Origin of the sequence: Solidesulfovibrio sp. DCME, assembly GCF_049995385.1 — a bacterium.
In the GTDB taxonomy this organism is placed as follows: Bacteria; Desulfobacterota; Desulfovibrionia; order Desulfovibrionales; family Desulfovibrionaceae; genus Solidesulfovibrio.
The window spans coordinates 4,964,007-4,990,515 of sequence record NZ_CP188261.1 but is presented as its reverse complement, the minus strand read 5'-3'; the positions used below and the strand labels follow the sequence as shown (position 1 = coordinate 4,990,515).

At 65.7% G+C, this 26,509-nt stretch carries 23 protein-coding genes; 12 read left to right on the top strand and 11 right to left on the bottom strand.

Annotation, left to right across the window (positions count from 1 at the left end; all coding sequences use genetic code 11):
• The first annotated feature begins 121 nt into the window (after positions 1–121).
• Complete coding sequence (locus tag ACP59X_RS22060) at positions 122–514, top strand: hypothetical protein (RefSeq protein WP_428562695.1); 393 nt, start codon at positions 122–124, stop codon at positions 512–514.
• A gap of 268 nt (positions 515–782) precedes the next feature.
• Here the strand turns inward: ACP59X_RS22060 and ACP59X_RS22055 are convergent, their stop codons facing one another.
• Positions 783–2,495 carry an amidohydrolase gene (locus ACP59X_RS22055; RefSeq protein WP_428562693.1) on the bottom strand — a complete coding sequence of 571 codons (1,713 nt, stop codon included), beginning with the start codon at positions 2,493–2,495 and terminating at the stop codon, positions 783–785.
• A gap of 133 nt (positions 2,496–2,628) precedes the next feature.
• Entirely contained in the window at positions 2,629–3,153 is a 525-nt protein-coding gene (locus ACP59X_RS22050) for a hypothetical protein (RefSeq protein ID WP_428562691.1), read from the bottom strand.
• Between the two features lie 168 nt (positions 3,154–3,321).
• Here ACP59X_RS22050 and ACP59X_RS22045 point away from each other — a divergent pair, with 168 nt between their 5' ends.
• From ACP59X_RS22045 to ACP59X_RS22015, 7 genes are all read left to right on the top strand, one after another.
• On the top strand, positions 3,322–3,861 hold the full coding sequence (locus tag ACP59X_RS22045; RefSeq protein WP_428562689.1) for an RsbRD N-terminal domain-containing protein: 540 nt from the start codon (positions 3,322–3,324) through the stop codon (positions 3,859–3,861).
• Positions 3,862–3,899: 38 nt separating this feature from the next.
• On the top strand, positions 3,900–4,901 hold the full coding sequence (gene dsrM, locus ACP59X_RS22040) for a sulfate reduction electron transfer complex DsrMKJOP subunit DsrM (RefSeq protein WP_428562687.1): 1,002 nt from the start codon (positions 3,900–3,902) through the stop codon (positions 4,899–4,901).
• A gap of 45 nt (positions 4,902–4,946) precedes the next feature.
• The gene (dsrK, locus tag ACP59X_RS22035; protein ID WP_428562685.1) at positions 4,947–6,560 is read left to right on the top strand and encodes a sulfate reduction electron transfer complex DsrMKJOP subunit DsrK; all 1,614 of its coding nucleotides are present in this window, start codon (positions 4,947–4,949) and stop codon (positions 6,558–6,560) included.
• Between the two features lie 3 nt (positions 6,561–6,563).
• Positions 6,564–6,980, top strand: coding sequence for a sulfate reduction electron transfer complex DsrMKJOP subunit DsrJ (gene dsrJ / locus ACP59X_RS22030; protein WP_428562683.1), 417 nt, complete (start codon positions 6,564–6,566; stop codon positions 6,978–6,980).
• A gap of 42 nt (positions 6,981–7,022) precedes the next feature.
• Positions 7,023–7,799, top strand: a complete 777-nt coding sequence (gene dsrO / locus ACP59X_RS22025) for a sulfate reduction electron transfer complex DsrMKJOP subunit DsrO (protein ID WP_428562681.1) — start codon at positions 7,023–7,025, stop codon at positions 7,797–7,799.
• Positions 7,800–7,807: 8 nt separating this feature from the next.
• On the top strand, positions 7,808–9,007 hold the full coding sequence (gene dsrP / locus ACP59X_RS22020) for a sulfate reduction electron transfer complex DsrMKJOP subunit DsrP (protein WP_428562679.1): 1,200 nt from the start codon (positions 7,808–7,810) through the stop codon (positions 9,005–9,007).
• Between the two features lie 247 nt (positions 9,008–9,254).
• Complete coding sequence (locus tag ACP59X_RS22015; RefSeq protein WP_428562677.1) at positions 9,255–9,788, top strand: hypothetical protein; 534 nt, start codon at positions 9,255–9,257, stop codon at positions 9,786–9,788.
• Here ACP59X_RS22015 and ACP59X_RS22010 read toward each other — a convergent pair.
• Complete coding sequence (locus ACP59X_RS22010) at positions 9,704–10,912, bottom strand: IS256 family transposase (RefSeq protein WP_428558936.1); 1,209 nt, start codon at positions 10,910–10,912, stop codon at positions 9,704–9,706. The two genes, ACP59X_RS22015 and ACP59X_RS22010, sit on opposite strands and share 85 nt — an antisense overlap.
• A 261-nt stretch (positions 10,913–11,173) precedes the next feature.
• On the opposite strand from ACP59X_RS22010, the gene ACP59X_RS22005 reads away from it, so the two are divergent.
• The gene (locus tag ACP59X_RS22005) at positions 11,174–12,715 is read left to right on the top strand and encodes a diguanylate cyclase (RefSeq protein WP_428562675.1); all 1,542 of its coding nucleotides are present in this window, start codon (positions 11,174–11,176) and stop codon (positions 12,713–12,715) included.
• 81 nt (positions 12,716–12,796) lie between these two features.
• Here the strand turns inward: ACP59X_RS22005 and ACP59X_RS22000 are convergent, their stop codons facing one another.
• From ACP59X_RS22000 to ACP59X_RS21990, 3 genes are all read right to left on the bottom strand, one after another.
• Positions 12,797–13,378, bottom strand: a complete 582-nt coding sequence (locus ACP59X_RS22000; protein ID WP_428562673.1) for a VOC family protein — start codon at positions 13,376–13,378, stop codon at positions 12,797–12,799.
• Between the two features lie 30 nt (positions 13,379–13,408).
• Entirely contained in the window at positions 13,409–14,266 is an 858-nt protein-coding gene (gene dapF / locus ACP59X_RS21995) for a diaminopimelate epimerase (RefSeq protein WP_428562671.1), read from the bottom strand.
• A 77-nt stretch (positions 14,267–14,343) separates the two neighbouring features.
• Positions 14,344–15,120 carry a hypothetical protein gene (locus tag ACP59X_RS21990; RefSeq protein WP_428562669.1) on the bottom strand — a complete coding sequence of 259 codons (777 nt, stop codon included), beginning with the start codon at positions 15,118–15,120 and terminating at the stop codon, positions 14,344–14,346.
• A 124-nt stretch (positions 15,121–15,244) separates the two neighbouring features.
• Here ACP59X_RS21990 and ACP59X_RS21985 point away from each other — a divergent pair, with 124 nt between their 5' ends.
• Together ACP59X_RS21985 and ACP59X_RS21980 are read left to right on the top strand one after the other, a co-directional pair.
• Positions 15,245–16,399, top strand: a complete 1,155-nt coding sequence (locus ACP59X_RS21985; RefSeq protein ID WP_428562667.1) for an OmpA/MotB family protein — start codon at positions 15,245–15,247, stop codon at positions 16,397–16,399.
• 150 nt (positions 16,400–16,549) lie between these two features.
• A complete protein-coding gene (locus tag ACP59X_RS21980) occupies positions 16,550–18,028 on the top strand; it encodes a bifunctional glycosyltransferase/class I SAM-dependent methyltransferase (protein WP_428562665.1) in 1,479 nt (492 codons plus the stop codon).
• Position 18,029: 1 nt separating this feature from the next.
• Here ACP59X_RS21980 and ACP59X_RS21975 read toward each other — a convergent pair whose 3' ends face one another.
• The 3 genes from ACP59X_RS21975 to ACP59X_RS21965 all read right to left on the bottom strand — a co-directional run bounded on the left by ACP59X_RS21975 (position 18,030) and on the right by ACP59X_RS21965 (position 22,137).
• Positions 18,030–20,408, bottom strand: coding sequence for a glycosyltransferase family 39 protein (locus ACP59X_RS21975; RefSeq protein WP_428562663.1), 2,379 nt, complete (start codon positions 20,406–20,408; stop codon positions 18,030–18,032).
• A 260-nt stretch (positions 20,409–20,668) separates the two neighbouring features.
• On the bottom strand, positions 20,669–21,841 hold the full coding sequence (locus ACP59X_RS21970) for a DNA polymerase IV (RefSeq protein ID WP_428562661.1): 1,173 nt from the start codon (positions 21,839–21,841) through the stop codon (positions 20,669–20,671).
• Positions 21,842–21,933: 92 nt separating this feature from the next.
• On the bottom strand, positions 21,934–22,137 hold the full coding sequence (locus ACP59X_RS21965) for a hypothetical protein (protein ID WP_428562659.1): 204 nt from the start codon (positions 22,135–22,137) through the stop codon (positions 21,934–21,936).
• A gap of 150 nt (positions 22,138–22,287) precedes the next feature.
• On the opposite strand from ACP59X_RS21965, the gene ACP59X_RS21960 reads away from it, so the two are divergent.
• The gene (locus ACP59X_RS21960) at positions 22,288–24,753 is read left to right on the top strand and encodes a glycogen/starch/alpha-glucan phosphorylase (RefSeq protein ID WP_428562657.1); all 2,466 of its coding nucleotides are present in this window, start codon (positions 22,288–22,290) and stop codon (positions 24,751–24,753) included.
• Positions 24,754–25,370: 617 nt separating this feature from the next.
• Here ACP59X_RS21960 and ACP59X_RS21955 read toward each other — a convergent pair.
• Positions 25,371–26,087, bottom strand: a complete 717-nt coding sequence (locus ACP59X_RS21955) for a hypothetical protein (protein WP_428562655.1) — start codon at positions 26,085–26,087, stop codon at positions 25,371–25,373.
• 26 nt (positions 26,088–26,113) lie between these two features.
• The gene (locus tag ACP59X_RS21950) at positions 26,114–26,449 is read right to left on the bottom strand and encodes a hypothetical protein (protein ID WP_428562653.1); all 336 of its coding nucleotides are present in this window, start codon (positions 26,447–26,449) and stop codon (positions 26,114–26,116) included.
• Positions 26,450–26,509: the final 60 nt, after the last annotated feature.

Genomic DNA, 26,509 nt, shown 5'->3' with positions numbered 1-26,509 from the left:
GCTGCCGGGCCGCGGGGGCGACGGGCGTCGCCACCCGGCCTTGCGGCGTATCCTGACCGAACGCTCCCCTTGTCCGCGTTTTTGCGGTATGGGTTGGGGCAAACCCAACCCGGGAGGCGTTATGAGCAGGATTGCCTCGTTTACCAAGCTGGAACGCCAGCTGGTCCCGAAGTTTCGCGAAAGCATGGGCCTGGCCGAGTCCTCGGCCGACGTGCAGAAATTTTTCGTCTACAGCCTGCTGGAACTCGTCAACGGCGTGTTGGCCGGGGCGGGCGAACCTTTCGATGTCCTCTACGAGGATGTCGTCCTGACGCCCCAACAGCCCCCGGGTTATGCGCTGTCGCCGCGCCTGGCGAACCATCCCCCGCTGGCCGCCGCGCTGCGGGAATCCGACTTGCCGGCGATCCTGGCCCGCTTCGCGGCAGTGGCCGGAAACCGCTACACGTACTTGCGCAAAAATCCGGAGAAGACCGAGTCCAAAATCTACCACGGGACCGGGCAAGCCGTCCGCTGAGGCGCATCCCGGCCGCCGCGCCCGGGCCGGCCCGGGATCTCCAGCGGGGTAGCCGATTGGAAGAAGTGCCCGGCCGTCGCGCGCGGGCGGGCCCGGGCTACGGCAGCCACGATACCAGTGAGCAACGGCGCCGGCCGTTGCGCGCGGGCTGCCCCGGGCAACCCCCGGCCCTGGCCGGGGCCGACCGGAAAACGGCCGGCCCCGGGGCTTGGCGTTGGGGCTCGTGTCGCGTCCTTGAAAAGGATCTGTGCGTAGAAGGGACGCAACACTAGGGCGCCTGGTAGACCGTCTCGCCGCCGACGATGGTCCGCATGACGGCGACGTCCTTGAGTTGCTCCCTGGGCAGGGTCAGCAGGTTGCCGGAATAGACCGTCATGTCGGCGTACTTGCCGGGCTCGATGCTGCCCTTGACGGCCGATTCGCCAAGCGACGCCGCCGCCCAGGACGTCCACATCCGCAGGGCCTCCTCGGGCGTGACGGCCTGGCCGGGTTCGAAAAGCCCGGCGTCCGACTGGCGCGTGACGCAGGCGGCCATGGCCCGAATGGGCGAGATGTTGCCGAGGTAGATGCCGGTCATGTCCGTGCTGGCCGCCGGTTCGAGGCCGGCGTCGATCAGGTCGCGGAAGCGGAAGCCCGAGGCGGCCAGTTTCGGGTCCATGTTCTCGAAATCGGCCTTGACCAGCTCTGTCAGCCAGATGGGCTGGACCGAGACGCGAAGGCCCCGGCTGCGCAGGGCCACGGCCCGGTCGATCTGGGCCTTTTTGATCTGGAACATGCCGAAATGCTCGATGCGAAGGCACGGCGGCAGGGGCTGGCCGGAGGCGGCCAGGCGCTCGTAGGCCGAAAGCCCGATGTCGGTTGCGGCGTCGCCCGAACAGTGAAACATGGGGATGACGCCGTTTTTGGCGGCAATGGCCGCGAACCGGTCGGCCCCGGCCTGGGGGGTGACCAGGGTGCCGTGGCCGCCCGGCGGGTCGTCCGGGGAATGCCCGCGGTAGGGCTCGCACGTGTAGCCGCTGCGGGCGTCGTTTTCCCCGTCCACCCAGTCTTTTATGGCCGCGAACCGGTACCAGGCCGGATCGGCCTTGGCCGGCATGCGGAAGGCGTCGAGGGATTCGGGCATGTCGGCCCCGTTGGAGGCGGTCCAGACCGAAACGGTGTAGCGGATGTGGGGCTTGGTGCCCGAGGCGGCGGTTTTTTGCAGCACGGGCAGGGCCGCGGCCGGGGTGATGGCCAGAAGCGACGTGAAGCCGTTGGCGTTCCACAGCTCCTGGATGCCGTCCGTATAGGCCCGCTCCAGGGTGGCCGGGCTGGGGCTGGTGGGGATGTCGGCCTGGGAGTCGAGGACCACGCCCGTGGGTTCGCCGTCCGGGCCGAGGACCACCGTGGCGCCGTGGGGCATTTGGGTCATGCCCTTGGTGATGCCCAGGGCCTTGATGGCCGCCGTGTTGATGACCACCTGGTGGGCGCCGTTGGCCAAAACCAGCGGGTTGTCCGGCGCGGCCGCATCCAGCTCCGCTTTGGTCGGCAGGCGCTTTTCCGCGAACTTGTTCTCCGAGGCCGACACGCAGGCTACGTCGATCCATTGGCCCTTGGGCGTCCTGGCCGCCCAGGCGGCGATGCGCCGCAGGGCCTCGGCCACGGACGGCGTGCCGGGATAGCGGCAATCCACCCATTCGTTGGCCAGGTAATACGTCTCCATGGGGTGGGTGTGGGCGTCGATGAGGCCGGGGCTGACGAAACGGCCGCCGAGGTCCACGAGCCTGGTATCCGGCCCGGCCAGGGCAGTGATGGCCGCATCCGTGCCCACGGCCGTGAAGATGCCCTTGGTGACGGCCACGGCCTGGGCCATGGTGCCGGCCGTATCCAGGGTGGCGAAGGTGGCGTTGCGGAAGATGACGTCCGGCGGCGGCGCGGCCGCGGCCGGTGCGGCCAGGGACAGGGCGAGGGCGAGCAGCAGGGCGAAGGCGCGGGGTGGCATGGGGTTTCCTCCCGGAGCGGATATTCGCCGGACAGGAATACGACCAGGCCTGCCCGATGGGGACATGCGACGGGCCGCCCAAGGCGCGGCCGATGGCGGCGTTGCGCCGCGCTTTCCCGCGCGCCGGGAACGTTCAGGCGTCCAGGGGAAGGCGCGCCGGCCCGGCCGGGCTGGCCTCGGGCCGCAGCGCCCGCCGCAGGGCGGCCAGCCCCTTGTTGGACACGACCCAGCCCTTGCCGGCGTCCTTGATGCGGATGCGCAGCAGGTAGCCGTGGCCGAAAAGGTCCTCCATGTCGTCCTTGTCGTACTGCTTGGCCAACTCCCTGGGCATCATGCCGTGAAAGCCGGTGATGCGGGAGTAGTGGTAGATGTCGTTGAGGATGCGCATATGTTCCGGAAAAAGCTCGTGATCGGCGACGCTGTCGGCCGGGGGCAGGGCCTGCTTGCCGGTCGGGGTCAGGCGCCAGCCGGCCATGGTCCGGCCGCAGGGGTAGGACAGCTTGATGCGCTCGAGGAGGCCGGCCTCTTCGAGGCGGTGCAGGTCGTCCTTGGAAAAAAGCAGGGCCTGGCGTTTGGGCAGGCTGCCCTGGTAGCGTTCCACCGTGGCGAAGGCCGCGGCGGCGCGGAGGATTTCCAGTTGTCGCGGGGAGGGTTTCATGGGGTCGCTTCTTTTTTTCCGAAAATAGCAAATTTCCCCCCTGCCAGGCAAGGAGTGGGATTTCACGGGTTTGCGAGCCGTGGCCAAGGCCGGCCCGTCCTTTACAATTTGTGCTTTTCTGATAAGGAATCAGCCTGTTAAGCGATTGTGAAGAAAGGGACATTAAACATGCTCAAGTTGGCGGATTTCTTGGTCCTTGAACAAAAGGACGTCCTCGACCGTTGGTTCGACCTGGTCATGGATACCTACGCCGAAAATACGGCGATATTGTGGAAAAAAAAGGACGACCCCTTCGCCAATCCCGTGCGGCACAAGTTCGAGACCGGCATGCGGGGCATCGTGGTGGCCCTGGCCGGCTGCGGCGAGTGCCCGCGGGTCGAGGTCTTCGCCCCCATGCTCGACGAGATCGTGCGGGTGCGGGCCGTGCAGGATTTCACCCCGTCCCAGGCCACGGCCTTCATCTATCTGCTCAAGAAGGCCGTTCGCGAAGCGCTGTGGGAAAAGGTGGTCGAACACGACCTGTACGTGGAATTGCTTGCCCTGGAGTCGGCCATCGACGTGCTGGCCCTGTTCGCGTTCGACATCTACTGCCAATGCCGCGAGAAGATTGCCGAACTGCGTATAAGCCAGGTCAGGAAGCAATACGACCGGCTCCTGAAAAGGGCCAATCTCGTCTGCGACTTCTCCGCCGAGGGAGAGGAACCGTGAGGCGCGTTTCGGGCAAACCTTTAACGAGGTGAGGGTACATGGCAGCGTTTTATTCCTTACTCGCGGTCTTGGCGCTCATCGTCATCCCGTGGCTGGGCGCCGGGATGGGGATGGGGGCGTTGTTCGGGATCGTGCTCCCGTACATCGCGATCATCGTGTTCATGGTGGGGTTTGTCCTGCGCGTGGTGGACTGGGCCAAGAGCCCGGTGCCGTTTTGCATTCCCACCACCGGCGGCCAGCAGAAATCGCTGCCCTGGATCAAGAACAGCCCCTGGGACAACCCCTATGACAACAAAGGGGTGGTCATGCGCATGGCCTTCGAGGTGCTGACCTTCCGTTCGCTTTTCCGCAACACGGCGGTCAAGCTCCAGCAGGACGGGCCCAAGGTGGGTTACAGCTCCGAGAAGTTCCTGTGGCTGTTCGCCCTGATCTTTCACTACTGCTTCCTGGTCATCCTCGTGCGTCACCTGCGCTTTTTCATGGCGCCGGTGCCCTGGGCCGTGCATGTGACGGAATTTTTCGATTCCATCCTTCAGATCGGCCTGCCGGTCATGTACCAGACCGACGCCATGATCCTGCTGGGCCTGTTCTTCCTGCTGGGCCGCCGGGTCTTCGACGGCAAGGTCCGTTACATCTCGCTCATGCAGGACTACTTCCCGCTGCTTTTGATCATCGCCATCGCGCTCACCGGCATCTGGATGCGCTACGTGGTCAAGGTGGACGTGATCGCGGTCAAGGAACTGGCCATGGGCCTGGTCACCCTGCGCCCCCACCTGCCCAAGGAGGCCATCGACCCCTCGGTCTACGCCCACCTGACCCTGGTGTGCGCGCTTTTCATCTACTTCCCCTTCTCCAAGCTCATGCACATGGGCGGCGTGTTCCTCTCCCCCACGCGCGTCGTGCCCAACATGAGCCGCCGGGCCATGTGGGTCAATCCCTGGAACGACCCCTCCATCAAGCCGCACTCGTACGAGGCCTATGAGGACGACTTCCGCGAGAAGATGATCGAAGCCGGACTCCCTGTGGAAAAAGAGGCCTAAGCGGGCCACAACCCCATTCATCCTGGAGAGAAGCGAGGAGCGACCATGGCCAAGTATCCGCCACCGGAAGAACTCATCAAGATCAACTACACCACGCCCGTGAAGTCGTGGATGGACACGAAGACCGCGTTTAAGCCCGGCAACTTCAGCTATCCGGGCAAACCGGAAATCCTCAAGTACCTGGGCATGCCCAATCCCCGGACCTGGAGCCCCACGGACGACGACTGGCAGCTGCCGCCGGACTGGCAGCGCCTCGTCATGGAGAAGTTCCGCGAGAAGCTGAAGAAATACCGCTCGTTCAAGATCTTCATGGACGTGTGCGTGCGCTGCGGCGCCTGCGCCGACAAGTGCCACTTCTTCATCGGCGGCGGCGACCCGAAAAACATGCCGGTGCTGCGGGCCGAGCTTTTGCGCTCCATCTACCGCGGCGAGTTCTCGGCCGCGGCCAAGGTGCTCGGCAAGCTGGCCGGGGCGCGCAAGCTGGAAGAGGACGTCATCAAGGAATGGTTCCTGTACTTCTACCAGTGCACGGAATGCCGCCGGTGTTCGCTTTTTTGCCCCTACGGCATCGACACCGCCGAAATCACCATGATGGCCCGCGAGCTGCTGCACGAGGTGGGCTGCAACATCAACTGGATACTCGAGCCGGCCGCCAACTGCAACCGCACCGGCAACCACCTCGGCATCCAGCCCCACGCCTACAAGGACATGATGGATTTCCTCTGTGACGACATCGAGGAAATCACCGGCAAGCGCATCCGGCCCAATGTCAATAAAAAAGGCTGCGAGATCCTGTTTATCACGCCCTCCGGCGACATCTTCGCCGACCCGGGCATCTACACCTACATGGGCTACCTCATCCTGTTCGACTACCTCGGCCTGGATGTCACCTGGAGCACCTACGCGTCCGAGGGCGGCAACTTCGGCCTGTTCACCTCGGACAAGATGATGAAGAAGCTCAACGCCAAGATGTACGCCGAGGCCAAGCGCCTGGGCGCCAAGTGGATCCTCGGCGGCGAGTGCGGCCACATGTGGCGCGTCATCAACCAGTACATGCTGACCATGAACGGCCCGGCCGATTTCCTGGAAACCCCGGTCTCGCCGCTGACCGGCACGAAATTCGACGCCGCCGCCGGCACCAAGATGCTGCACATCTGCGAGTTCACGGCCGACCTGATCAAAAACGGCAAATTGAAGCTCGACCCGTCCCGCAACGACAACTTCGTCACCACCTACCACGATTCCTGCAACACCGCCCGCGGCATGGGCCTGCTCGAGGAGCCGCGCTACATCCTCAAAAACGTCTGTCGCCAGTTCTACGAGATGCCCGAAAACACCATCCGCGAGCAGACCTTCTGCTGCGGCGGCGGCGCGGGCCTCAACAACGAGGAATTCACCGAGACGCGCCTGCGCGGCGGCCTGCCCCGGGGCAACGCGGTCAAGTATGTGCGCGATCGTCACGGCGTCAACAACCTGGCCTGCATCTGCGCCATCGACCGTGCCACCCTGCCGCCCCTGTGCAACTACTGGGCCCCGGGTGTCGGCGTCTCCGGCGTGCATGAGCTGGTGGGCAATGCGCTCATTCTCGACGGCGAGAAAAAGCGCACCACCGACCTCAGGCAAAACCCCCTGCCGGGGATGGAGGACGAGGAGGAATAACCTATGTACAATGCCAAATACATCATTCCAGGCATTATCTTCTTCCTGGCCCTCATCTTTGTCCCCGTTGCCTACAACATGGGAAAAAACTTCGAGGTCAAACCGGAACTGCCCAAGGACCAGAAGGACTGCATCGAAGACGCCCAGACCATGCGCGACAAGCACATGCAGATCTTAAACGAATGGCGCAACGAAGCCGTGCGGGACGGCAACCGCATCTATGTCAACGCCAAGGGGCAGAAGTTCGTCAAAAGCCTGACCAACACCTGCATGAGCTGCCACGCGGACAAGGCCAAGTTTTGCGACCGCTGCCACGATACGGTTGGCGTGGCCCCCTACTGCTGGGACTGCCACAACCTGACGCCGAACCAGACCTCGCCCATTCCCCTCGCGGCCACTAGCGAAGCGGGCGGACACTAGGCCGGCGCGCCCGGTGACACCTCCACTTAAGGGGACCATACCATGAAAAACACCAGACGAGAGTTTCTGAAACTGGCCGCCGTCTCCGCCATCGGTGTCGGCGCCGGCCGTCTCGGCTTCCTGGGTGACGCCCCGGCCCATGCCGGCGGGCTGCCCACGGTGGCCAATTTCGAGGAGGGCCTTACGGCCAAGCACTGGGGCATGGCCATCTACTCGGCCAAGATGACCCCGGAGCTCATCGAGAAGTGCCGCACGGCCTGCCACAGCGAGCACAACGTGCCGGACATCCCCGGCAACAAGAACATCAAGTGGTTCTGGGGCGCCTCCTACGAGGAGTCCTTCCCCACCGAGCACGGCCACTACCTGTCCGAGGAAGTCGAGCACCGGCAGTTTCCGCTGCTGTGCAACCAGTGCGAAGCGCCCATGTGCGTGAAGGTCTGCCCGACCCAGGCCACCTTCCAGCGACCGGACGGCATCGTCATGATGGACTTCCACCGCTGCATTGGCTGCCGCTACTGCATGGCCGGCTGCCCGTTTGGCGCGCGCAGCTTCAACTTCCAGGACCCGCGCCCGTTCATCAAGCACTTCAACCCGCAGTTCCCGACCCGCATGCGCGGCGTCGTGGAAAAATGCAACTTCTGCGCCGAGCGCCTGGCCATTGGCAAGCTGCCCGTGTGCGTGGAGGCGGCCGGCGGGGCCATCGCCTTCGGCGACCTGTCCGACGAGAACTCCGAAGTCCGCAAGGCCCTGCGCGAGCACTTCGCCATCCGCCGCAAACCGGACGCCGGCACCTCGCCGAGCGTGTACTACATTCTGTGAGGTAAGCCATGCTGGAAAAAGCGCTCAAGGGAAGCCCCAGGTACTGGGGCACGCTGATCGGCCTGGGGCTGGTCGTGCTGCTGGGCCTTGGCTTCTGGGTCTACCAGTTGACCTTCGGTATGAAGATCACGGGGCTCAATCGCGACGTGTCCTGGGGCTTCTACATCGCCCAGTTCACCTATCTGGTCGGCGTGGCCGCCTCGGCGGTCATGCTCGTGCTGCCCTACTACTTCCACCACTACAAGGAATTCTCCAAGATGATCATCCTGGGCGAATTCCTGGCCATCGCCGCCGTGGTCATGTGCCTCGGCTTCATCGTGGTGGACATTGGTCAGCCGCAACGGATGCTCAACGTGCTGTTAAACGCCACGCCCCACTCGGTGCTCTTTTGGGACATGGTCGTTTTAAACGGCTACCTGTTCCTCAACATCGTCGTGGGCTGGGTCAGCCTCCAGTCGTTTAAAAACGACATGGCCCCGCCGGCCTGGTGCAAGACCCTGGCCATCGTCTCGGTCATCTGGGCCTTCTCCATCCACACGGTCACGGCCTTCCTGTACGCCGGCCTGCCGGGGCGCCACTACTTCCTGACGGCCATCATGGCCGCCCGGTTTTTGGCCTCGGCCTTCTGCTCCGGCCCGGCCATCCTGCTGCTGCTGATCCTGTTCCTCAAGATGCTGACCGGCTTCGACCCCGGCAAAAAGGCCATCAACCGCCTGGCCGTCATCATCACCTATGCCATGTGCGTGAACATCTTCTTCTTCCTGCTGGAAGTGTTCACCTCGTTTTACAGCAACATGCCCGGCCACATCGCCCCGTTCCAGTACCTGTTCACGGGCATCGACGGCCACGACATGATGGTGCCGTTCATGTGGACGGCGGTGGTGCTGGGCCTGGGCTGCCTGGTCTTCCTGATCCCCACCTCGGTGCGGCAGAAGACCCCGGCCCTGGTCATCGGCCTGATCATGCTGGTCATCGCCTCCTGGATCGACAAGGGCCTCGGGCTTCTCATCGGCGGTTTCACGCCCAACCCCTTCGAGACCGTGACGGTCTATTCCCCCACCCTGCCGGAGATCATGATTTCGCTCATGGTCTTCGCCACGGGCGGCATCGTGCTGACGGTGCTGTGGAAGATCGCCGTGGAAGTGCGTGTCGAAGTGGAGGGCGGCAACCTGTCCATGGTGCCGCCGCCGGCTGTCGAAGCCGAATAGCCCTGGTTTCATTCGCCAATGCAAAGGCCCGCTTCCGAAAGGAGGCGGGCCTTTTTCGTAGTGTCAGTCCGTAGGGGCGTACAAGCGTGGAATTGACTCATTCAGGGGTGATTTGTCCCAGTTTCGAGGCGGTTTACAGCGATGCGCGGCTATGCCACAGTCCCTTTACATGGTCGGCCCCGACTGCCTTGGCGAAAGGATGGAGGCAAGGCCGTTCCAGCACGTTCCCTTCTTGATGTGGTGGCGTATGCTCAAGAACCTGGATGTCCTGACCTTGGCTTTTTGCTTTGGAATTTGTTGTTGTTCGCAATTTCTTGTTTTTTATTTGCACTATAGAACCAATGCCTCGGTGCGGGGTCCGGGCTGGTGGACGGCAAGCAGCCTGAGTTTGGTGTGCGGGTTCCTGGTTAACTTTTTCAGGGATATCGCACTGGTCAAGCAAGTTGTTGTGGTTCTTTACGGCATGTCGTTCGTTCTCAGCTTCTCGTTTATTTATATGGGAATTGCTCGATTCAAGGAAAGGGATGTTCATCGATTTGGTGTGTTGACGATCAATGTGGGAACGCTTGTTGTTCTGCTGTATACTGTTGTTTTTAATGACAGTATCCCTGTTCGTCGAACGACGATTTCCATTGCCTGCTCCGGTCACGTCCGTCAACGTGGTGTAAATTCTGGTGTGCTTGAGGTGGCCCTCGGTCAGGCTGCTCTTGGTGGAATTTGGGCTGGCTGCGCCTCGTTTGGTTGGGTGTTGAGTTCGGCCATGGCCTCGACCTGCATGTAGCGGCTTTGCAGCTGCCACTCGTCGTTTTGCTCCAGTAAGATGGCCCCGATGAGCCGGATGATGGACTGTTCGTTGGGGAAGATGCCGACTACGTCCGCCCGCCGCTTCACTTCTTTATTGAGCCTTTCCAGCGGATTGGTGCTGTGCAGCTTGACCCGATGCTGCGCCGGGAAGGTCATGTAGGCCAGCACGTCGTGCTCGGTTTCGTCCATGAAGCTGGCGAGCCGTGGCCATTTTCCACGAAGCTGATCGGCGACATGCCGCCAGGTCTGGCTGGCGTTGGCCGCATCCGGCTGTAAAAAGGCCTGGCGCAGGGCGGCCGAGACCATGGCGTGCTGGGACTTGGGAACCCGGGCCAAGGCGTTTCGCATCCAGTGGACCCGGCAGCGTTGCCACGTGGCCCCGAACGTCTTGGCCATGGCGGCCTTGAGGCCTTCATGGGCGTCGGAGACGACAAGCCTCACGCCGCCAAGTCCCCGACGAAGAAGGCTTTTGAGGAAAAAAGACCAGAACGGCTCGGCCTCGCTGGGGCCGATGTGCAGTCCCACGATTTCTCTGCGGCCTTCGGTGTTCGCCGCCACGGCGATTATGGCGGCGACGCTGACCACCCGGCCGCCTTCGCGCTGCTTGAGGTAGGTTGCGTCCAGCCACAAATAGGGCCATTCGCCGGTCAGCGGCCGAGAAAGAAAGGCATGGACCCGTTCATCAATGTCCTTGCACAGCTTGGACACCTGGGACTTGGAGATGCCGGAAAGGCCCATGGCCTGGACCAGATCATCCACGCGCCGCGTGGAGATGCCGCCGATCCAGGCTTCCTGGATGACGGCCACCAAGGCGCGTTCGCTGGTCTTGCGTGGCTCCAGGAAGGGCGGAAAGTAGCTGCCCTGGCGCAGCTTGGGGATGCGCAGTTGCAAGGAGCCGATGCGGGTATCAAGGCTGCGGTCACGGTAGCCGTTGCGGTAGCTGACTCGCTCGGGGCTTCGCTCGTGGCGGCTGGCCCCGATGAGGCCGTCCACATCGGCTTCCATGAGAAGCTGCAGGACGGCTTCCGCCAGGGAGCGGAGAAAATCGCCGCCGTCGGCCTTTTGCATCAGCTCGATTAATGCCATGCTGTCCTCGGCCATCGTGGTCTCCTTTGGTTGCAGGTGCGGCGTCGTAACTTCACCTTACAGCCAATTGACCCGATGGCCACCTCGCCCATTCCGTCCGGGCCGGAGGCTCTCCCCCGGCCTGGACGACTTCAGAATTTACACCACCTCCGTGGACGCTACCCCTGCTCCTTGTTGTCCCTGCTTTCGGCCGGGGCGCTTATCAGTAAAAGGCAACTGTGCAACTGGCCGGTTTCGTGTTTTTTGGTCGTCTTGTTTTGCTTCAATGCCGTTTGGATGCTGGCATTTTCCCTGGTGCCCCTGTTGCCGGGGGAGCGTTTTTCGTTTGTCGAAAAACCCGCTCCCTTGGCCGCAACGTTTGTTCTACTCATTACGGTCAGCACGCTTTGGACGTTGGGCCTTGTTGTGCTCGTGAACCAGAAGCTCGCCGACGCGTTGAAAACATCGAAACTGTTTCTGGAATCCACGTTGGATGGTCTGTCGGCGAATATAGCCTTGGTGGAGGAGTCTGGCGGCATTCTTCTCGTGAACAAGGCCTGGAGGGACTTCGCTCGGGCCAATGGCATTGACCCTGTTCGTGTTTCGGAGGGCGTCAATTACTTACGCGTGTGCGGAACAGAAACGGAGTATTGTGCCGGCGATGCCTTCGTGTTTTCCGAAGGGGTGAAAAGCGTTTTGAACGGAAGCAAGGAATTGTTCGTCATGGAATATCCTTGCCACTCGCCCAGTCGGCAGCGGTGGTTCATGGGCCGGGTCACGCCTTTTCCTGGAGACGGCCCCAAAAGGGTTGTTGTTGCCCACGAGGAGATCACCGAAAGAAAGCTCATGGAGATTGCGCTGGAAAAGACCAACAAAAAACTCGAAGCGATCACCAACGAGGATGGCCTAACCAAGATAGCCAACAGGCGGCATTTCGATGCCGTCCTGGAAAACGAGTGCGCCAGGCATGCGCGATCCGGCGCCGTGCTGTCCGTATTGCTGCTCGATATTGATTACTTCAAGAATTTCAATGATACCTATGGCCATGTCCAGGGCGACGACTGCCTGCGCAGCGTGGCTCAGGCCATGGCCCGGTGCCTCAAACGGCCGACCGACCTGGCCGCGCGATACGGCGGGGAGGAATTCGCCTGCCTGTTGCCGGAAACGAACCTCCTCGGCGCGGTCGGTGTGGCCGAGAACATCCGCGGCACGATTCAAAAACTGGCCATCGAACACAACAAGTCCCAGGTGGCCCCTGTCGTCACCGTCAGCATCGGAGTGGTTTCCCTCCGGTGCGAGTCGCAGACGAAACCGGACGACATCCTCAGGCAAGCGGATGCGCTCTTGTATCAGGCCAAGGAAGAGGGAAGAAACCGGGTCAGCTTCCGGGGCGTCCCGGAAGACGCCTACCTCGGGCCCGGGGACAGCCCGGTGGGTGCCGTCAAAATACTCTGGAACAACGCTTCCTCGTCGGGAAATGCTCGGCTCGACAGGCAGCATGGCCAGCTTGTCGATTTGGCCAATGCGCTCCTGGCCGGAATCCTTTCCGGGGATGCCTCTTTCGACCTGCGGGAAAGTGTCGTCCGCCTGTTGCGTCATGTGCAGACGCATTTTGAAGACGAAGAACATATAATGCGGGAAATGGGCTACCCGCAAGCCGAGGAGCACGCCGCCGAGCATGGGCGGTTGCTTCAGGAGGGCTGGGCGCTCGTGCGGGATGACGACGTCGCAGGCATTTCAGCGGTCGGTGTGTTGCAACACATCGTGCATGGCCTTGTCATGCAGCATATGTTTTCTGAAGATGTGAAATATTATTCGTGGAGTCGGGTTGTGACCTAGCCGCCAGTCCTTGCCGCGGCCCCGGCATGATCCCGTTGTGCCATGGCCGGGCGACAACCCGGAAAAGGGGTTGCCGGCCGGCTATTCATCATCCATCAGCACCAGTTCGCGCCCCTCGCCGGGGTAGATGCGGCGTTCGGCCAGGGGGGTGGGCCGCTCGGGAGCCGGCCATTTGCCGCGCTGGGGGTCGGCGCCTTCCAGGGCCGTGGCGCTGGGGTGGCGGTCGGCGTTGACCGGGTGGGAGCGGATGTCCACGCCCGGCACCGGGCAGCTGAATTCGATGGCGATGTTGTTGGGGTCGAAGGAATACAGCGAAAAGATGAAGCCGTGGTCGATGACCTCCGAGGCCCAGAACCCGGCCGCCTCCAGGGCGTCCTTGAGTTCCCACAGGTCGTTGCGGTCGCGCACGCCGATGGACACGTGGTCGAAGGCGTAGGGCCCCTTGACGGGCACGCCGTGGTCCTTCTGCTCGATGGGCGCGACGCCGGGCCATTCGAAGAAGGCGATCATGTCGTTTTCCGAGATTTCCAGGAAATAGTGGCGATAGCCGGGCCGGCCCAGCCCCGCCACCAGGCGCATGCCCAGCAGGTCGCGCCAGAAGCGGATGGTCGTGTCCATGTCCTTGGTGGCCATGGCCAGGTGATTGATGCCGGTGTATCGCATGACGGACTCCCGGAAAGGGTGTGACGGCGCCTAGTCCAGGTCGATCCCCAGGGCTTGCGGGAAAAACGCGCCCGTAAACACCAGTTCGGCCGCGCCGCGCAGATAGGCCCGGCCCTCGCGCAGGATGACGCCCAGTTCCTCGCCGCCCGTGGTGGTGAGGATGGTCTCCTCGCCGGTCAGGCCCAGCTCCCGGGCGATCACCGCCGAGGCCACCGCGCCCGTGCCGCAGGCATAGGTCTCGTCCTCCACGCCCCGTTCGTAGGTCCGCAGCGACAGCCGCCCCGGGCCTTCGCTCTCGATGAAATTGACGTTGGTGCCGGCCGGCTGGAAGGCCTCGTGGAAACGGATGGCCCGGCCGAGCTTCCAGACGTCCACGGCCTCCAGGTGCTCGAGGACAATCACGGCGTGGGGCACGCCGGTGTTGACGCAATGCAGCGGAAAGGCCTGCTGCTCGATCTCCACGGACATGTTCATGTGCAGGCCCTTGGGCGCGGTGAGCTGCACCGTGACCAGGCCCGTGTCCGTGTCCACCTCGGCTTCGATGGGGCCGGCGTCGGTGCCGAAGGTATGCCGGGCCGGGGCGATGCCGAGCATCCAGGCCAGCTTGGCCGCGCAACGCGAGCCGTTGCCGCACATCTCGGCCCGCGAGCCGTCGGCATTGAAAAAGTGCCAGATATAGGCCAGTCCCGAGCCTTCGGGGGCATGGTCGAGGAAGATCATGCCGTCGGCGCCGACACCGAACGCCTTGCGGCACACCGGCGCCACGATCTCCGGCATCACAGCCGGGTCGTACCCCAGCTCGCGGTTGTCCACGCAGACGAAATCATTGCCGCAGCCCTGCAACTTGTAAAACGGGACGGACGGGCCGCAAACGGCTTCGAGATCCATGCATCGCTCCTTCACAAAAACGTGATCACCATCTAGCAGATCGCCGTAGCCGCGTCGAGGGCGGCGCAAGGGGCCGGTCAGGCCGGCAGGTGAGCCCGGGCCACCCGCCACAGGTCCTCGTAGGAATACCTGGCCCGCAGGCCCAGGCACATTTCCTCGGCCAGGACCATCTTGGCCGCGGCGTCGGCCAGGATGGACCGGCGATGCAGCGTGAGGCGGCGGCGCAAAAAGGCTTCGTCGAAACCGTCGGCCACCAGGATGAGCCCCTCGGCGAAAAAAAGCGACCGGCTGGAATCGGCCAGCTTGCGGCAGGCCTCGCGGCCCTCGCGCCGGGCCACCACCAGGCAGTGGAGCAGCCGGGAAAGCAGCACCTCCGGGGGCAGGCCATGGTCCACGGCCGCCGGGTCCCCGGAGGGGGCTTCTTCGGGGGGCGTGGCGGCGCGGGCCTTGTCCGCCTGGGCGTAGACCCGTTCCATGACAGCGGCCTCGCGCACCGGCGGCACGGCAAAAAGGGCGGTCAGAAGCGACAGGACCCGCTGAGGGTTGTCCCCGCTGACCATGGCCGCGAGCACCCGGGCCATGCAGTCGAGCTTGCGGCGCAGGTCGAAGAGCTGCCGGCGCCGGCCGGCCGTGTACAGCCGCCGCACCGCCTCCTCGGGCAGGCTGGAGCCGAAGGCCGTCTCCAGCAGCAGCCGGATGTAGGGCTCGGACACGGCCGCCATCTCCTCCTGGACGACCCGGCCGCCCTTGCGGCTGTCCATGAGCTTTTTGAGCGACAGCCAGTAGGCGGCCAGGGCCTTGGCGGGCATCTCCACGATGTCGAGGTCGGCGCGGTCCGTGTCCGGGTTGGGCATGGGGCTGTGGCCTTTTGCAGGGATTGCAGATAATCATGACCCCGTCCGACACGTTTTGCCGGACGCGATGACCATACGGCGAATCAACCGTCGGCGGCAAGGCCGGCCGGCGTGGAGGACCGCTATGCGCGGACGTTTGCTCAAAGTCCTCATGGTGGTGCTGGTACTTTTGCCCGTGGGCCTGACCGCCTACCTGGCCAACAACCTCTACCACCGCAAGGGCGTGCCCGAGGCCCTGGAAAACCTGACCAAGCAGCTGTTCCGGTCCAAGGAAGACGAGCGCAAGGCCGAGGCCCGGGCCGTGGAACTCGAACGCAAGGCCGACGAACTCCAGACCGCCTACGACGCCCTGGTGGCCGACCTGCGCGGCGAGGTCGACAGCCGGGACATTCGGGTGCGCCAGTTCCGGGAAAAGCTCGAAATCAATTTCGTGGACAAGGTGCTGTTCGCCTCGGGCAGCGCCGAAATTACCCCCCACGGCCGCGAGATCCTGCTCAAGGTGGGCGGGGTGCTGGCCAAGGTCAAGGACAAGGGCATCTACGTCGTCGGCCACACCGATTCCAATCCCATCCACTCGGCCCTGTACCCGTCCAACTGGGAGCTCTCCACCGCCCGGTCCGCCTCGGTCATCCGCTACCTGTCCGAACAGGGCGGGCTTAACCCGGAACGCTTCACGGCCATGGGCCGGGCCTTCTACCAGCCCGTGGCCAGCAACGCCACGCCCGAAGGCCGCCAGGAAAACCGCCGCGTGGACGTCATCGTGGCCGATGTGCCGCTTTTGTCCGGGGAAACCGGCTCCGAATCCATGCGCGGCACCGTTTCCGGGGACAAGACCCCGGTTGCGGCCACGGCCGAACCGGCCCTTGTGCGCGAAACCGCGCCGCCCCCTCCGCCCGCGCCGGCGCAACCCCCTGGCCCCGGCCGCACCGAAGCCCCGCAACAGGCCCAACCGCAGGCGCCGGCCGCGTCGGGCCAGGCTGCTGCGGCCGATAGCGCCAAGGAACAGGTCGCGCCGCAGCCGGTGGCGCAGCAGCCGGTGGCGCCGCAGCCCGTGGCGCCAGCGCCCGAACCGCAACCGGGCGGCCCGGCCGAGGCCGTCGGCGCCGAGCCGGGCCAGGGCGCGGCGGCCGTGAGCCCGAAGCCCGCGCCGCAACCAGGCTCGCCCGGCGAGGTTTCCCCGCCCGAAACGGGGCAAGGCCGTCCGTCCGGCGCGCCGCAGCCGGGCGGGCCGGACCTGCCGCCCGCCCTGCCCGACAAGCCCGACCCGGGCAAGGGGTAGGGCGAGTCACGGCCCGGGGGCGTTTGCGGCGGCCGCCCATTTGCCTTGGCCGGGAAAATCCTTTACCTCCCCCGCTGGATCGGCGTTTGCGCCGCCACGGCCGGTCAGGCCTGGCGGCACGGGAGGCGACCGAGGCGAAGGATGTCCGGCATGCGGGTGTTATTGGCAGTCATCGCGGACGCGGTCTGTACGAAGGCCGGGGAGGCCGAGGCGCGCATTGGCGACTGGTGCGCCGCGGCGGGGCTGGAAGCGGTCCTGTTGCGCTTCGCCGTGGCCGGCCCGGGCCAGGCCCCCCGCGAAAGCGGTGGCGCCGCCGCGCCGCCGGCTACCCTGGGCCTGGTGACCCTGGGCTACCCCGAGCCACTGGGCTACGGCGAGCGGATCAAGCTTTGCTTCGACTACGCCCTGGAACATGGCCTGGAGGCCGTGGTCGTGCTGGACGGCGACCTGCGTTATCCCCTGGAGACCGTGGGCAGCCTGCTGGCCCCCCTGCGCGCCGGCGCGGCGGACATGGTGCTGGCCGTTCCGTCCGGGCCGGCCCGGGCGGAGGCGGCCGGGGAAGCGCCGCGCTTCAAGGTTCAGCCCGGGGCGCGGTTCGTCTCGCGCCTGCTCAACCGCATCAGCCGCAGCCGGCTGTCCGGCTGGCACTGCGGTTTCCGGGCCTACCGCACCCAGGCCCTGGCCCGGCTGCCTTACCGCTACAACGCCGCGTCGCGGCGGTTCAACACCGAGGTCATCATCCAGTTCCTGCTGTCGGGCCTGACTGTGGCCGAGGCGCCGGCCCCGGGCTATGCGCACGAGCGTCTGGGCTTTGGGGCCAAGGTCCGGTTCGGCCTGGACATGCTGCGGGCCAGCGGCCTGAGCGTCCTGCACCGCATGAGCCTTTTCTACCAGCGCCAGTTCGACCTGGTGGACGACGTGTCCGCCTACGGCCTCAAGCTCGGCTACCCCTCGTCGCACACCGCGGCCCTGGCCCGGGTGCCGGACGGCAGCCGGGTGCTGGATATCGGCTGCGGCGACGGCTCGCTGGCCCGGCTGCTCAAGGCGCGGGGCTGCGCCGTGCGGGGCCTGGACCGCCACGACCCCGAAGCCGTGCCCGGCCTCGACGGCTATACCCGCATCGACCTCGACGTCAGCCGCCACGCCTTCGCCGCCTCGGGCTACGACGTCATCCTCCTCCTCGACGTGCTGGAGCACCTGCGCCGGCCCGACGCCCTGCTCGAACACCTGCGCCGGTCCTCGCCGGGCCTGCCCAAGCCGCGGCTCGTCATCTCCGTGCCCAACGTCGCCTTTTGCATCGTGCGGCTGCGCCTTTTTTGCGGCAGCTTCCACTACGGCAAGCTCGGCATCCTGGACCTCACCCACACCCGGCTTTTCACCGAAGCCTCCATCAAGGCCCTGCTCGAGCAAAGCGGCTACGCCATCGAGGGGATCGCCGGCATCCCGGCGCCCTTCCCCAAGGCCATCGGCCTGGGCTGGCTCAGCCGGGCCATGCTGGCCGTCAACGGCTGGCTGATCCGCCGCAACAGGCGCCTGTTCGCCTACCAGCTGGTGCTGACGGCCAAGCCCAGGCCGACCCTGGCCGACCTCGCCCGCCTGGGCGAGGCCCGGGCCTGCCCCCGCCCGTAGCCTATTCCCCGGTTTCCAGGCGCAGGACCGTGAAGGCGGCGGCGTACGGCGTCGCGTCGGCCTCGGTGAAGGCGTCGTTGACGTGGTTTACCTTGTCGAAGGCGAAGGCCAGGCTGTTTGGGCCGGCCTTGCCCGTGAAGGCGACCGTGCGCGGGCTGGCCGGGTCCTTCCAGTCCGTGCGGGCCAGGCCCGTCTCCCGGGCCAGGACGGCGCCGTTGGCCGTAAGCGTATAGCCCTGGTCGTGGAAGGGATTGACGAAGGCATAGGTCAGGCGCAGGGGCGTGTCGCGCTCCAGGCTGAAATCGAGGCTGTTTTTCGGGCCCGTGGCCCAGCGCCAGCGCCGCTCGCCCTCGTGCTCCACGCCGCCGAGCCCGGTCAGGGAAACAAGCGGGTCCATTGCCGCCTCGTCCATGAGGTCCGGCCCGTAGGGGCGGGCGGCCACCGTCAGCTTGGAAAAACCCACGGTCATCAGGTTCGAGGTCGGGTAGTGCGGGGTGATCAGGGCGCAGGTCAGCTCGAAGGTCACGTCCAGGGTGGTGAAGGGCTCCTCACGGCGCAGGCTGACGGTGCGCTCGACCAGCGGGTCGTCGGAGGTCAGCCGGGCGTTGGGGGCCTCGGGGCCGTGGCTGTCCACCAGGGTCACGGACGGTTGGCCGTCGAAGCTGGCCTTGGCCGTGAACCGGTTGCCCCGGCCGATGTTGCGGTACAAAAGCCCCAGGCGGATGGCCGTGTGGCCGCCGCCGCCGGGGTTGGTCAGGCGGTAGGAAAACGAGGCGGGCGCGTCGTTGGCCGTGGCGATGACGGCATTGCCCCAGTAGGGGTAGATGGTCACGCCGGCGGCCTGATGCACGGAGGTGTAGAACCGGGCCGGATGGGCGTCGAGTTCCAGGGGCTTGCCCGACAGGTCCAGGGGCACCTCGGGCTGGCGCTGGACCACGGCCTTGACCAGCCGGGAAACGCCCAGGGGCCGATCGGCGGTCACCGTGGCCCAGTCCGAGACCGGATGGGCCGCGTCGGCCAGATGCCCCAGGCCACCGCCCGCCCCCAAAACGATGTTGAGGGTCAGGGGGCCTTGGCGCGGCTCCACCCGCTGGTCGGCCAGCCGGTCGTCCAGGGCGTACTGCCTGGCGTACCAATCCACGAAATCCACGCCCATGGCGTCCTGGAGGATGGGGCTGCCCGGCAGCGTGTCGCCGACCACGGCCTTGGCGGCCTCCCGGGGGTCCTCGCCATAGGCCGTGGGCGCGTAATAGTGGCCGGCCAGGGGGCCAAGCAGGGCCACGGCGCCAAGCAGGCCCACGCCCAGGGCGGCCCGGGGGCGGTAGGGCGCCGGCACCAGGGCCTCGAGCCCGGCAGCGGCCAACAAGGCCAGGATGGGGATAAGGAAGAACAGATGCCAGTAGGATAGGCAATAGGCCGGCCGGATGGCCATGATGACCAGGGCCGGGAAGACGAGGAAGCTTAGGGCCACGGCCAGCAGGCGCCGCCCCGTGCGCGCCAGCCGGACGGCGCCGGCCACGGCCAGCAGCGGCAGCAGCCACAGCCACCAAAAGGAGAGGTTCGGCCCGGCCGGGGCGGTGACCAGGACGGCCACGGTCCGCCAGAAATTTTCCAGGGCTTCGAACGGCGTGGCTTTGACGGCAAAGCCCCGGCGTTGCAGGGTGGTCATGACCAGAAAGACCAGCGGCAGGGCGAAGGCCGCGGCACCGTAGCGGATACACCGGCCAAGCGCCGCCTTGCGCCCGGGCCGGGCCAGGATGATGGCCAGGAGGATGGCGAAAAAGGCGGCCAGGGGCATAAGGGACGTGAATTCCGCCAGCAGCAGCAGGGCCAGCACGGCCACCAGCCAGCCCAGGGCGCCGTTTTCCCGGTGGTCGAGGTAGCGCTTGAGCAGCCACAGCCCCACCAGGCACAACAGCACGGTGAAGGAATAAAAACGCACGACCCGGGACAGGTACAAGTGGGCCGGGGTGACGGCCAGCACCGCGGCGGCCAGCAGGCCGGCGTCCTTGTCCAGCCAGGCCTCGCCCACCCGGTACATGACCAGGACGCTTAAAACGCCGCAGGCCACGGCCGGCAGGCGCAAGGCGAAATCCGAGTGGCTCAGGGCCAGCACGCCCTTCATGACAAAGTAGAACAGCGGCGGATGCACGTCCTCCAGCCAGTTCCAGCGCATGAGATAGGCCAGGGGCTTGGTGGCCATGATCGGGCCGAAGATCTCGTCACCCCACATGGAGGGGCCGTCCAGGTGGTAGGCGCGCACGACAAAGGCGATGCCCGCGAGCAGGGCCAGGATGCAGGAACGGTTGTCGAGCCAGGCGGCAAGGCGCGGCCTGTCCGGGCCGAGGGCCGACGGCGGGGCGATGGGGCTTGTGGCCATATGCGCAAGGTCCTTTGGAGGTAACACGCTGCGGGTGCCGGCCCTCTACCGCATTTCGCCCCGGGAGGCCAGATCGCCTGGCCGTGGCCCGGGGAGCCGGCGATGCGGCCCGGCCCGATCCCCGCGCCCAGGGCCAGGGATGGCGGCCCGCTGGCCTGGCGCGGGCCTTGTGGGCGACCGTCCAGGCGGCCGAGGAGAGTGGCGGTGCAGGCGGCCGAGGGGAGTGGGCGTGCAGGCGGCCGAGGGGAGTGGTCGTGCCGTCAGCGGTCCTTTTTGCGCCCATCGAACAGCCGGCCGCGCACGATGGCCTCGCGGCCGAACTTGTCGCGGATGGCGTCCAGGGCGGCGTCGATTTTGCCGTCGTGGGCGCGTTCCTTCTCGGCCGGGGATTCAAACAGGCTCAACTGGCGGGGTTTGTCGCCGAAATTGGCCACGCCGACGCCGATGAGGCGCACGGAACGGGGCAGGGGCTCGGCATCGAGGAGGGCGGTCGCCGCGGCGAAGATGGCGGCGTCGCTGTTGATGGGTTCGTCCAGGGTGCGGCTGCGGGTGATCTGGCGGAAGTCGTTGAATTTGAGCTTGAGGGTGACGGTGCGGCCGCGCAGGCCCTCCTGGCGCAGTTCGCGGCCGATGCGTTCGGATTGGCGCAAAAGCCAGGCGGCAAGTTGCTGCCGGTCGGCGGTATCGGTGCCGAAGGTGTTTTCGGCGCTGACGGATTTGGCTTCATGCTCGGGCACGACCACGTCGCTGCCCCGGCCCTTTGCCCGGGCGTGGAGGTCGAGGCCCCATTTGCCGCAGTGGCGCTGCCAGAAATCCGGCGGATAGGCCAGGACGTCGCCGACGGTGCGCACGCCCAGTCGCGAGAGCGTGGCCAGGGCGCGCTTGCCCACGCCCGGGATCCTGCCCACGGGCAGGTCGGCCAGAAACAGGGCCACGGCCTGCGGCGCGACCACGGTGAGGCCGTCAGGCTTGTCGTAGTCCGAGGCGATCTTGGCGATGAATTTGACCGGGGCGATGCCGACCGAGCAGGAGAGCCCGGTTTCCGCGCGGATGGCGTCCTTGATGCGCTGCCCCAGGGCCTCGGGCGGGCCGAAGAGCGTCTGCGTGCCGGTGATGTCCACGTAGGCCTCGTCGATGGAGGCCGGCTCGACCAGGGGCGAAAAGCGGCGCAACACATCCATGACGCTATGGGAGACTTCGGCGTAGCGGCGGCGGTTGCCGGGCAGGAAGACGCCCTCTGGGCAGCGGCGCCTGGCCTCGACCACGGGCATGGCCGAGCGCACGCCGAAGACGCGGGCCTCGTAGGAGGCGGCCGAAACGACCCCGCGCGGATGGTTGCCGATGATGACGGGTTTTCCCGCCAGCGTCGGGTCGTCGTGCTGCTCGACGGAAGCGAAAAACGCGTCCATGTCGAGGTGGAGGATGGTCGCCATGGCCGAGCCTGCGACAGCCTGGCCGACAAATCAAGGGGGGTGCCCCGGCCGGGCCCTCGTGGGCGGTGGCGCGGCCGCGCCGCGCGGACGGCCTAGGCCTTGACGTCCAGCGTCCCCCCCAGGCCCGTGGCGGCGGAGAGCACCTTCGTCTGGAAGTCGAAATCCTGGTCCACCCGGCCGGTGGCCTGATCGGTGTTGAGGCGGGTCAAGGTGTCGGTGACGACCTGGGCGCCCAGTTTTTGTTGTTCGAAGGCCGAGGCCAGCGTTCCCGTTCCGGTTCCCGATATCGCGTCCATGGTGTCCTCCCGGGGATATGATTGCGCGTCTTCGCCTCCTTATCGGCCGGGGACCAAGGCGCCTTTAGCCCGTTGGTTGGACAACGCCGGGTTTTTCTTGCTATGGGACGGCAACATCCTCGTGCCGAGTCCCCCTGAGGAGGCCCCCCCATGCCCGTTGCCAACTGCCCATTGGAAACCCTCGACGCCGATTCCCTCTCCTGCTCCATCCGCAACCACATCACCCATTCCCTGGGCAAGCCCTGCGCCGAGGCCGGCAGCCGCGACGTGGCCATGGCCCTGTCCATGACCTTGCGCGACCGGCTGGTGGACAGGATGCTCGAAACCCGCGCCCGCTACCGCGAAGCCCGGGCCAAACGCATGTACTACCTGTCCATCGAGTACCTGCTCGGCCGCTGCCTGGGCAACAACATCGACAACATGCGCATCGAGGGCGCCTGCGGCGAACTGTTGCGCCAGTGGGGCTTCGACCTGGAGGAGATCCGCGAATTCGAGCGCGACCCGGCACTCGGCAACGGCGGCCTGGGCAGGCTCGCCGCCTGCTTCCTGGACTCCCTGGCCACCCTCGACCTGCCCGGCTGCGGCTACGGCATCCATTACGAATTCGGGCTGTTCAAGCAGGTCATCGAAAACGACCGCCAGGTCGAACGGCCGGACTACTGGATGGCCGAAGGCATGCCGTTGCAGATCGAACGCCGCGACCAGGCCGTCATCGTGCCGGTCTACGGCCATATCGAGGATCACCAGGGCCCGGACGGCGGCTACCTGCCCCTGTGGGTGGACTGGCAGGACCTGCTGGGTGTGCCCTACGACATCCCCATCGTCGGCTACGGGGACAAGTCCGTCAATTACCTGCGCCTTTTCGCCGCCCGCTCCACCGACAACTTCGACATGAAGATCTTCGACGAGGGCGACTACATCAAGGCCATCCACCAGAAGGTCTATTCGGAACTCATTTCCAAGGTCCTCTATCCCAGCGAATCCATCTCGTTCGGCCGGGAACTGCGGCTGATCCAGGAATATTTCCTCGTCTTCTGCGCGCTGCGCGACATCACCAGGCGGTTCCTCAAGCAGAACCGCAACATCGAGGAGCTGCCCGAATTCACGGCCATCCAGCTCAACGACACCCACCCGGCCCTGGCCGTGGCCGAACTCATGCGCATCCTCGTGGACGAGCGCCGCATCCCCTGGGATCGGGCCTGGAACGTCACCACCCGCACCCTGGCCTTCACCAACCACACGCTCATGCCCGAGGCCCTGGAAATGTGGCCCGTGGAACTCATGGGCAAGGTCCTGCCCCGCCACCTCCAGATCATCTTCGAGATCAACCGGCGCTTCCTGGAGCAGGTCCGCCTGACCTCCAACCCCGGCGACGACGTTCTGCGCCGGCTCTCGCTCATCGAGGAATCGGGCGGCAAGCAGGTGCGCATGGCCAACCTGGCCGTGGTCGGCTCCCATTCGGTCAACGGCGTCTCCAAGCTCCACTCGGAACTGGTCAAGAAGGTGCTCTTCCCGGATTACGCCGCGCTGTGGCCCGGAAAATTCAACAACAAGACCAACGGCGTCACCCCGCGCCGCTGGCTACACAAGGCCAACCCGGGGCTCGCCGGCCTCATCGACGAGGCCATCGGCCAGGCCTGGGTCACGGACCTCGAACGGCTGCAGGAACTCGTCCCCCTGGCCGAGGACGGGGCCTTCCAGCAGAAGTTCATGGCCGTCAAACGGGCCAACAAGGACCATCTGGCCGCCTTTATTGCCAAGATGACCGGCACCGTCCTCTCGCCCGACGCCGTCTTCGACATGCAGGCCAAGCGCATCCACGAATACAAGCGCCAACTCCTCAACGCCATGCACGTCATCCACGACTACCTGCGTATCACCGAGGACGGCTACGTCCCGCCCGCCCCGCGCGTCTACGTGTTCGCCGGCAAGGCCGCGCCCGGTTATTTCGAGGCCAAGGCGATCATCCACCTCATCTGCTGCCTGGCCAGGACCATCAATGCCGACAAGCGGGCCGCCGACGCCATCAAGGTGGTCTTCGCCCCGGATTACCGCGTCTCCCTGGCCGAAAAGCTCATCCCGGCCGCCGACGTCAGCGAACAGATATCCACCGCCGGCACCGAGGCCTCGGGTACCGGCAACATGAAGTTCTCGCTCAACGGCGCCCTGACCATCGGCACCCTCGACGGCGCCAACATCGAGATCCGCGAACGCGTGGGCGACGAAAACTTCTACCTCTTCGGGCTGACCACCCCGGAAGTGGAGCGGATGCTGCGCGAGGGCAGCTACGATCCCTGGGAATACTACGGCAAGCACCCGGAAATCCGGCGGGTCCTCGACGCCATCTCGGCCGGCCGCTTCTGCCCCGACGCGCCCACGACCTTCCACTGGATCTTCGAGAAACTCCTCAGCCGGGGCGAACGCTACCTGCACCTGGCCGACTTCATGTCCTACGTCGAAACCCACGACCGCCTGGGCTCGGAATACGCCCGGCCGGACGTCTGGGCCAAAAAGGCCATCCTCAATACCGCCCGCATGGGCTACTTCTCCTCGGATCGGACCATCCAGGAATACGCCCGCGATATCTGGGGCATCAAGCCGGTGCCAGCGAAGTGAGGGAATGCGGGTGAAGGGATGCGGTGAAGGGATGCGGGGAAAGGATAAGGGGAAGGGGTACGGGAAGGGATAAGGGAAGTGATAAGGGAAGGGGAGAATGCCTCCGGCGGCCAGGAGGGGGTGACCCCCTCCTGGACCTCCCCGACGGGGCGGGTGGAGGCGAGGTCGGCAACGGTGGGCGGCGGGGCGTCGGTCGTTGTGGTCGCGGAAATGGCCAGGCCGATGCAGGCCGCAAAGCCGGCCAGCTCGGCCTGACCATTTCCGCGACCACGGGCGCCAGCGGCGAAGCGCCGCATTTTATGAAAAGACTCTTTCCTCTATAAAAGGGCTTTCATAGTTAAATCCAAGACCTCGGCCCGCAGGGCCGACGGCTGGGCGAGGCCGGAATTTCGCCTTTCGAGCCAGGAGCGCAGCGACGGCATCGAAAGGCGAAATTCCGGCCTCGCATCTTCGTGCCGCGCACGACCACTGTACCGGTGACCGCAGCCCCTTCCGTCCGCCACAGCCGACCGGGGGGCTCGGGGGGCGTGACGCCCCCCGATGGGTCCAGGGCAAAGCCCTGGTGGGGGCTGGGGCAACGCCCCAGTGGGGTGGGTCCCGGAGGCATCCCCGTGCCGCTACGACCCGGCGCCCGCCGGTTGGGCCGGGGGCGGGGTGGGGTTGGGGCTGGCGGGTTTGGGGGGCACGAAGCCGTAGTTCCATTTGGTCATGGTGCCGCCCATGTCCATGGCCAGGGTGGCGGTGATGGCCGAGAGGGGGTCGGTGGGCATGCGGTTTTTGCGGGCGAAGAAGATGTAGTCTTCGGTCAGGCCGGTTTCCATGGTGCCGGCGTGGGCCATGGACCAGAGGCGTTCGCCTGTTTGCGCGTCGATGGCGTCGCAGGTGAAGGAGACGCCGCTGTCGCCGCGGGTGCCGCCGGACATGACGTAGGTGAATTTGCCGACGATGACCAGGCTCAGGCCCATTTTGCGGGCCAGGGCCACGGCCTGGGGCGTCGTGGCGTTGCGCAGGTTGGCTTCGTAGACGAGTTTGGGGAAGACGCGGTCGCGGGTCCAGGTCTGCCAGACCACCCGGGTGAGCTGTTCGCCCAGTTCCTGGGGATAGGGGATGTCCTGGGTGACCTGGAAGGGCACGATGAGGGCGCCCACGGGCGCGGGCGGCGAACGCATGGGCTCGACGTAGACTTCCGGGTTGCCGCGCCGGGTGTAGTTGTCGATGTAGACGGTGTGTTTGTCCGAGAGTTTGGGTTCCACGGCGCAGGCGGCCATCGCCAGGCACAGCGCGGCGGCCAAAAGCGCCGAGGCGGACAGGGCGCGGGGAAACGGTGGGCGCATGGGGACCTCCTGGGGCGGGGCCGGGGTTATTGGCGCGTGGTGGTGACCACGGGCGCGTCGGAGAGGGTTTTGAGCAGCTGTTCGCGGGAGGACAGCAGGCTTTCGCGCAGTTCCAGGCGTTTTTTCGAGGGCAGCAGGCGGAATTCGGGCCGTTTGGCCATGCGGCCCAGTTCGCGCATTTCCTCGCGGATGCGGCGGGCCTTGAGCTGGAAGGCCTGTTCCGAGGGGCGGACCTTGGAGGCCAGGTCGGCCAGTTCGGCCAGTTCGGCGGCCATGGTCCGGAACGTCTCGGGGTGGATGTCCCGGGCCAGACGGCGTTTGGCGGCCAGGTTCCGCCACAGTGTCCGCAACCAGGCCAGCATGGTTCACCCCATCCTTGTCGGCGAAGGCGTATGGGAGCGGACGTGTCCGAGGCGTCCGTC

What these genes read in the sequence shown, in the direction of transcription:
- ACP59X_RS22060 (WP_428562695.1), top strand. Translation starts at nt 122, where the DNA reads ATGAGCAGGATTGCCTCGTTTACCAAGCTGGAACGCCAGCTGGTCCCG.
- ACP59X_RS22055 (WP_428562693.1), bottom strand. Translation starts at nt 2,495, where the DNA reads ATGCCACCCCGCGCCTTCGCCCTGCTGCTCGCCCTCGCCCTGTCCCTG.
- ACP59X_RS22050 (WP_428562691.1), bottom strand. Translation starts at nt 3,153, where the DNA reads ATGAAACCCTCCCCGCGACAACTGGAAATCCTCCGCGCCGCCGCGGCC.
- ACP59X_RS22045 (WP_428562689.1), top strand. Translation starts at nt 3,322, where the DNA reads ATGCTCAAGTTGGCGGATTTCTTGGTCCTTGAACAAAAGGACGTCCTC.
- dsrM (WP_428562687.1), top strand. Translation starts at nt 3,900, where the DNA reads ATGGCAGCGTTTTATTCCTTACTCGCGGTCTTGGCGCTCATCGTCATC.
- dsrK (WP_428562685.1), top strand. Translation starts at nt 4,947, where the DNA reads ATGGCCAAGTATCCGCCACCGGAAGAACTCATCAAGATCAACTACACC.
- dsrJ (WP_428562683.1), top strand. Translation starts at nt 6,564, where the DNA reads ATGTACAATGCCAAATACATCATTCCAGGCATTATCTTCTTCCTGGCC.
- dsrO (WP_428562681.1), top strand. Translation starts at nt 7,023, where the DNA reads ATGAAAAACACCAGACGAGAGTTTCTGAAACTGGCCGCCGTCTCCGCC.
- dsrP (WP_428562679.1), top strand. Translation starts at nt 7,808, where the DNA reads ATGCTGGAAAAAGCGCTCAAGGGAAGCCCCAGGTACTGGGGCACGCTG.
- ACP59X_RS22015 (WP_428562677.1), top strand. Translation starts at nt 9,255, where the DNA reads ATGCTCAAGAACCTGGATGTCCTGACCTTGGCTTTTTGCTTTGGAATT.
- ACP59X_RS22010 (WP_428558936.1), bottom strand. Translation starts at nt 10,912, where the DNA reads ATGGCCGAGGACAGCATGGCATTAATCGAGCTGATGCAAAAGGCCGAC.
- ACP59X_RS22005 (WP_428562675.1), top strand. Translation starts at nt 11,174, where the DNA reads ATGCTGGCATTTTCCCTGGTGCCCCTGTTGCCGGGGGAGCGTTTTTCG.
- ACP59X_RS22000 (WP_428562673.1), bottom strand. Translation starts at nt 13,378, where the DNA reads ATGCGATACACCGGCATCAATCACCTGGCCATGGCCACCAAGGACATG.
- dapF (WP_428562671.1), bottom strand. Translation starts at nt 14,266, where the DNA reads ATGGATCTCGAAGCCGTTTGCGGCCCGTCCGTCCCGTTTTACAAGTTG.
- ACP59X_RS21990 (WP_428562669.1), bottom strand. Translation starts at nt 15,120, where the DNA reads ATGCCCAACCCGGACACGGACCGCGCCGACCTCGACATCGTGGAGATG.
- ACP59X_RS21985 (WP_428562667.1), top strand. Translation starts at nt 15,245, where the DNA reads ATGCGCGGACGTTTGCTCAAAGTCCTCATGGTGGTGCTGGTACTTTTG.
- ACP59X_RS21980 (WP_428562665.1), top strand. Translation starts at nt 16,550, where the DNA reads ATGCGGGTGTTATTGGCAGTCATCGCGGACGCGGTCTGTACGAAGGCC.
- ACP59X_RS21975 (WP_428562663.1), bottom strand. Translation starts at nt 20,408, where the DNA reads ATGGCCACAAGCCCCATCGCCCCGCCGTCGGCCCTCGGCCCGGACAGG.
- ACP59X_RS21970 (WP_428562661.1), bottom strand. Translation starts at nt 21,841, where the DNA reads ATGGCGACCATCCTCCACCTCGACATGGACGCGTTTTTCGCTTCCGTC.
- ACP59X_RS21965 (WP_428562659.1), bottom strand. Translation starts at nt 22,137, where the DNA reads ATGGACGCGATATCGGGAACCGGAACGGGAACGCTGGCCTCGGCCTTC.
- ACP59X_RS21960 (WP_428562657.1), top strand. Translation starts at nt 22,288, where the DNA reads ATGCCCGTTGCCAACTGCCCATTGGAAACCCTCGACGCCGATTCCCTC.
- ACP59X_RS21955 (WP_428562655.1), bottom strand. Translation starts at nt 26,087, where the DNA reads ATGCGCCCACCGTTTCCCCGCGCCCTGTCCGCCTCGGCGCTTTTGGCC.
- ACP59X_RS21950 (WP_428562653.1), bottom strand. Translation starts at nt 26,449, where the DNA reads ATGCTGGCCTGGTTGCGGACACTGTGGCGGAACCTGGCCGCCAAACGC.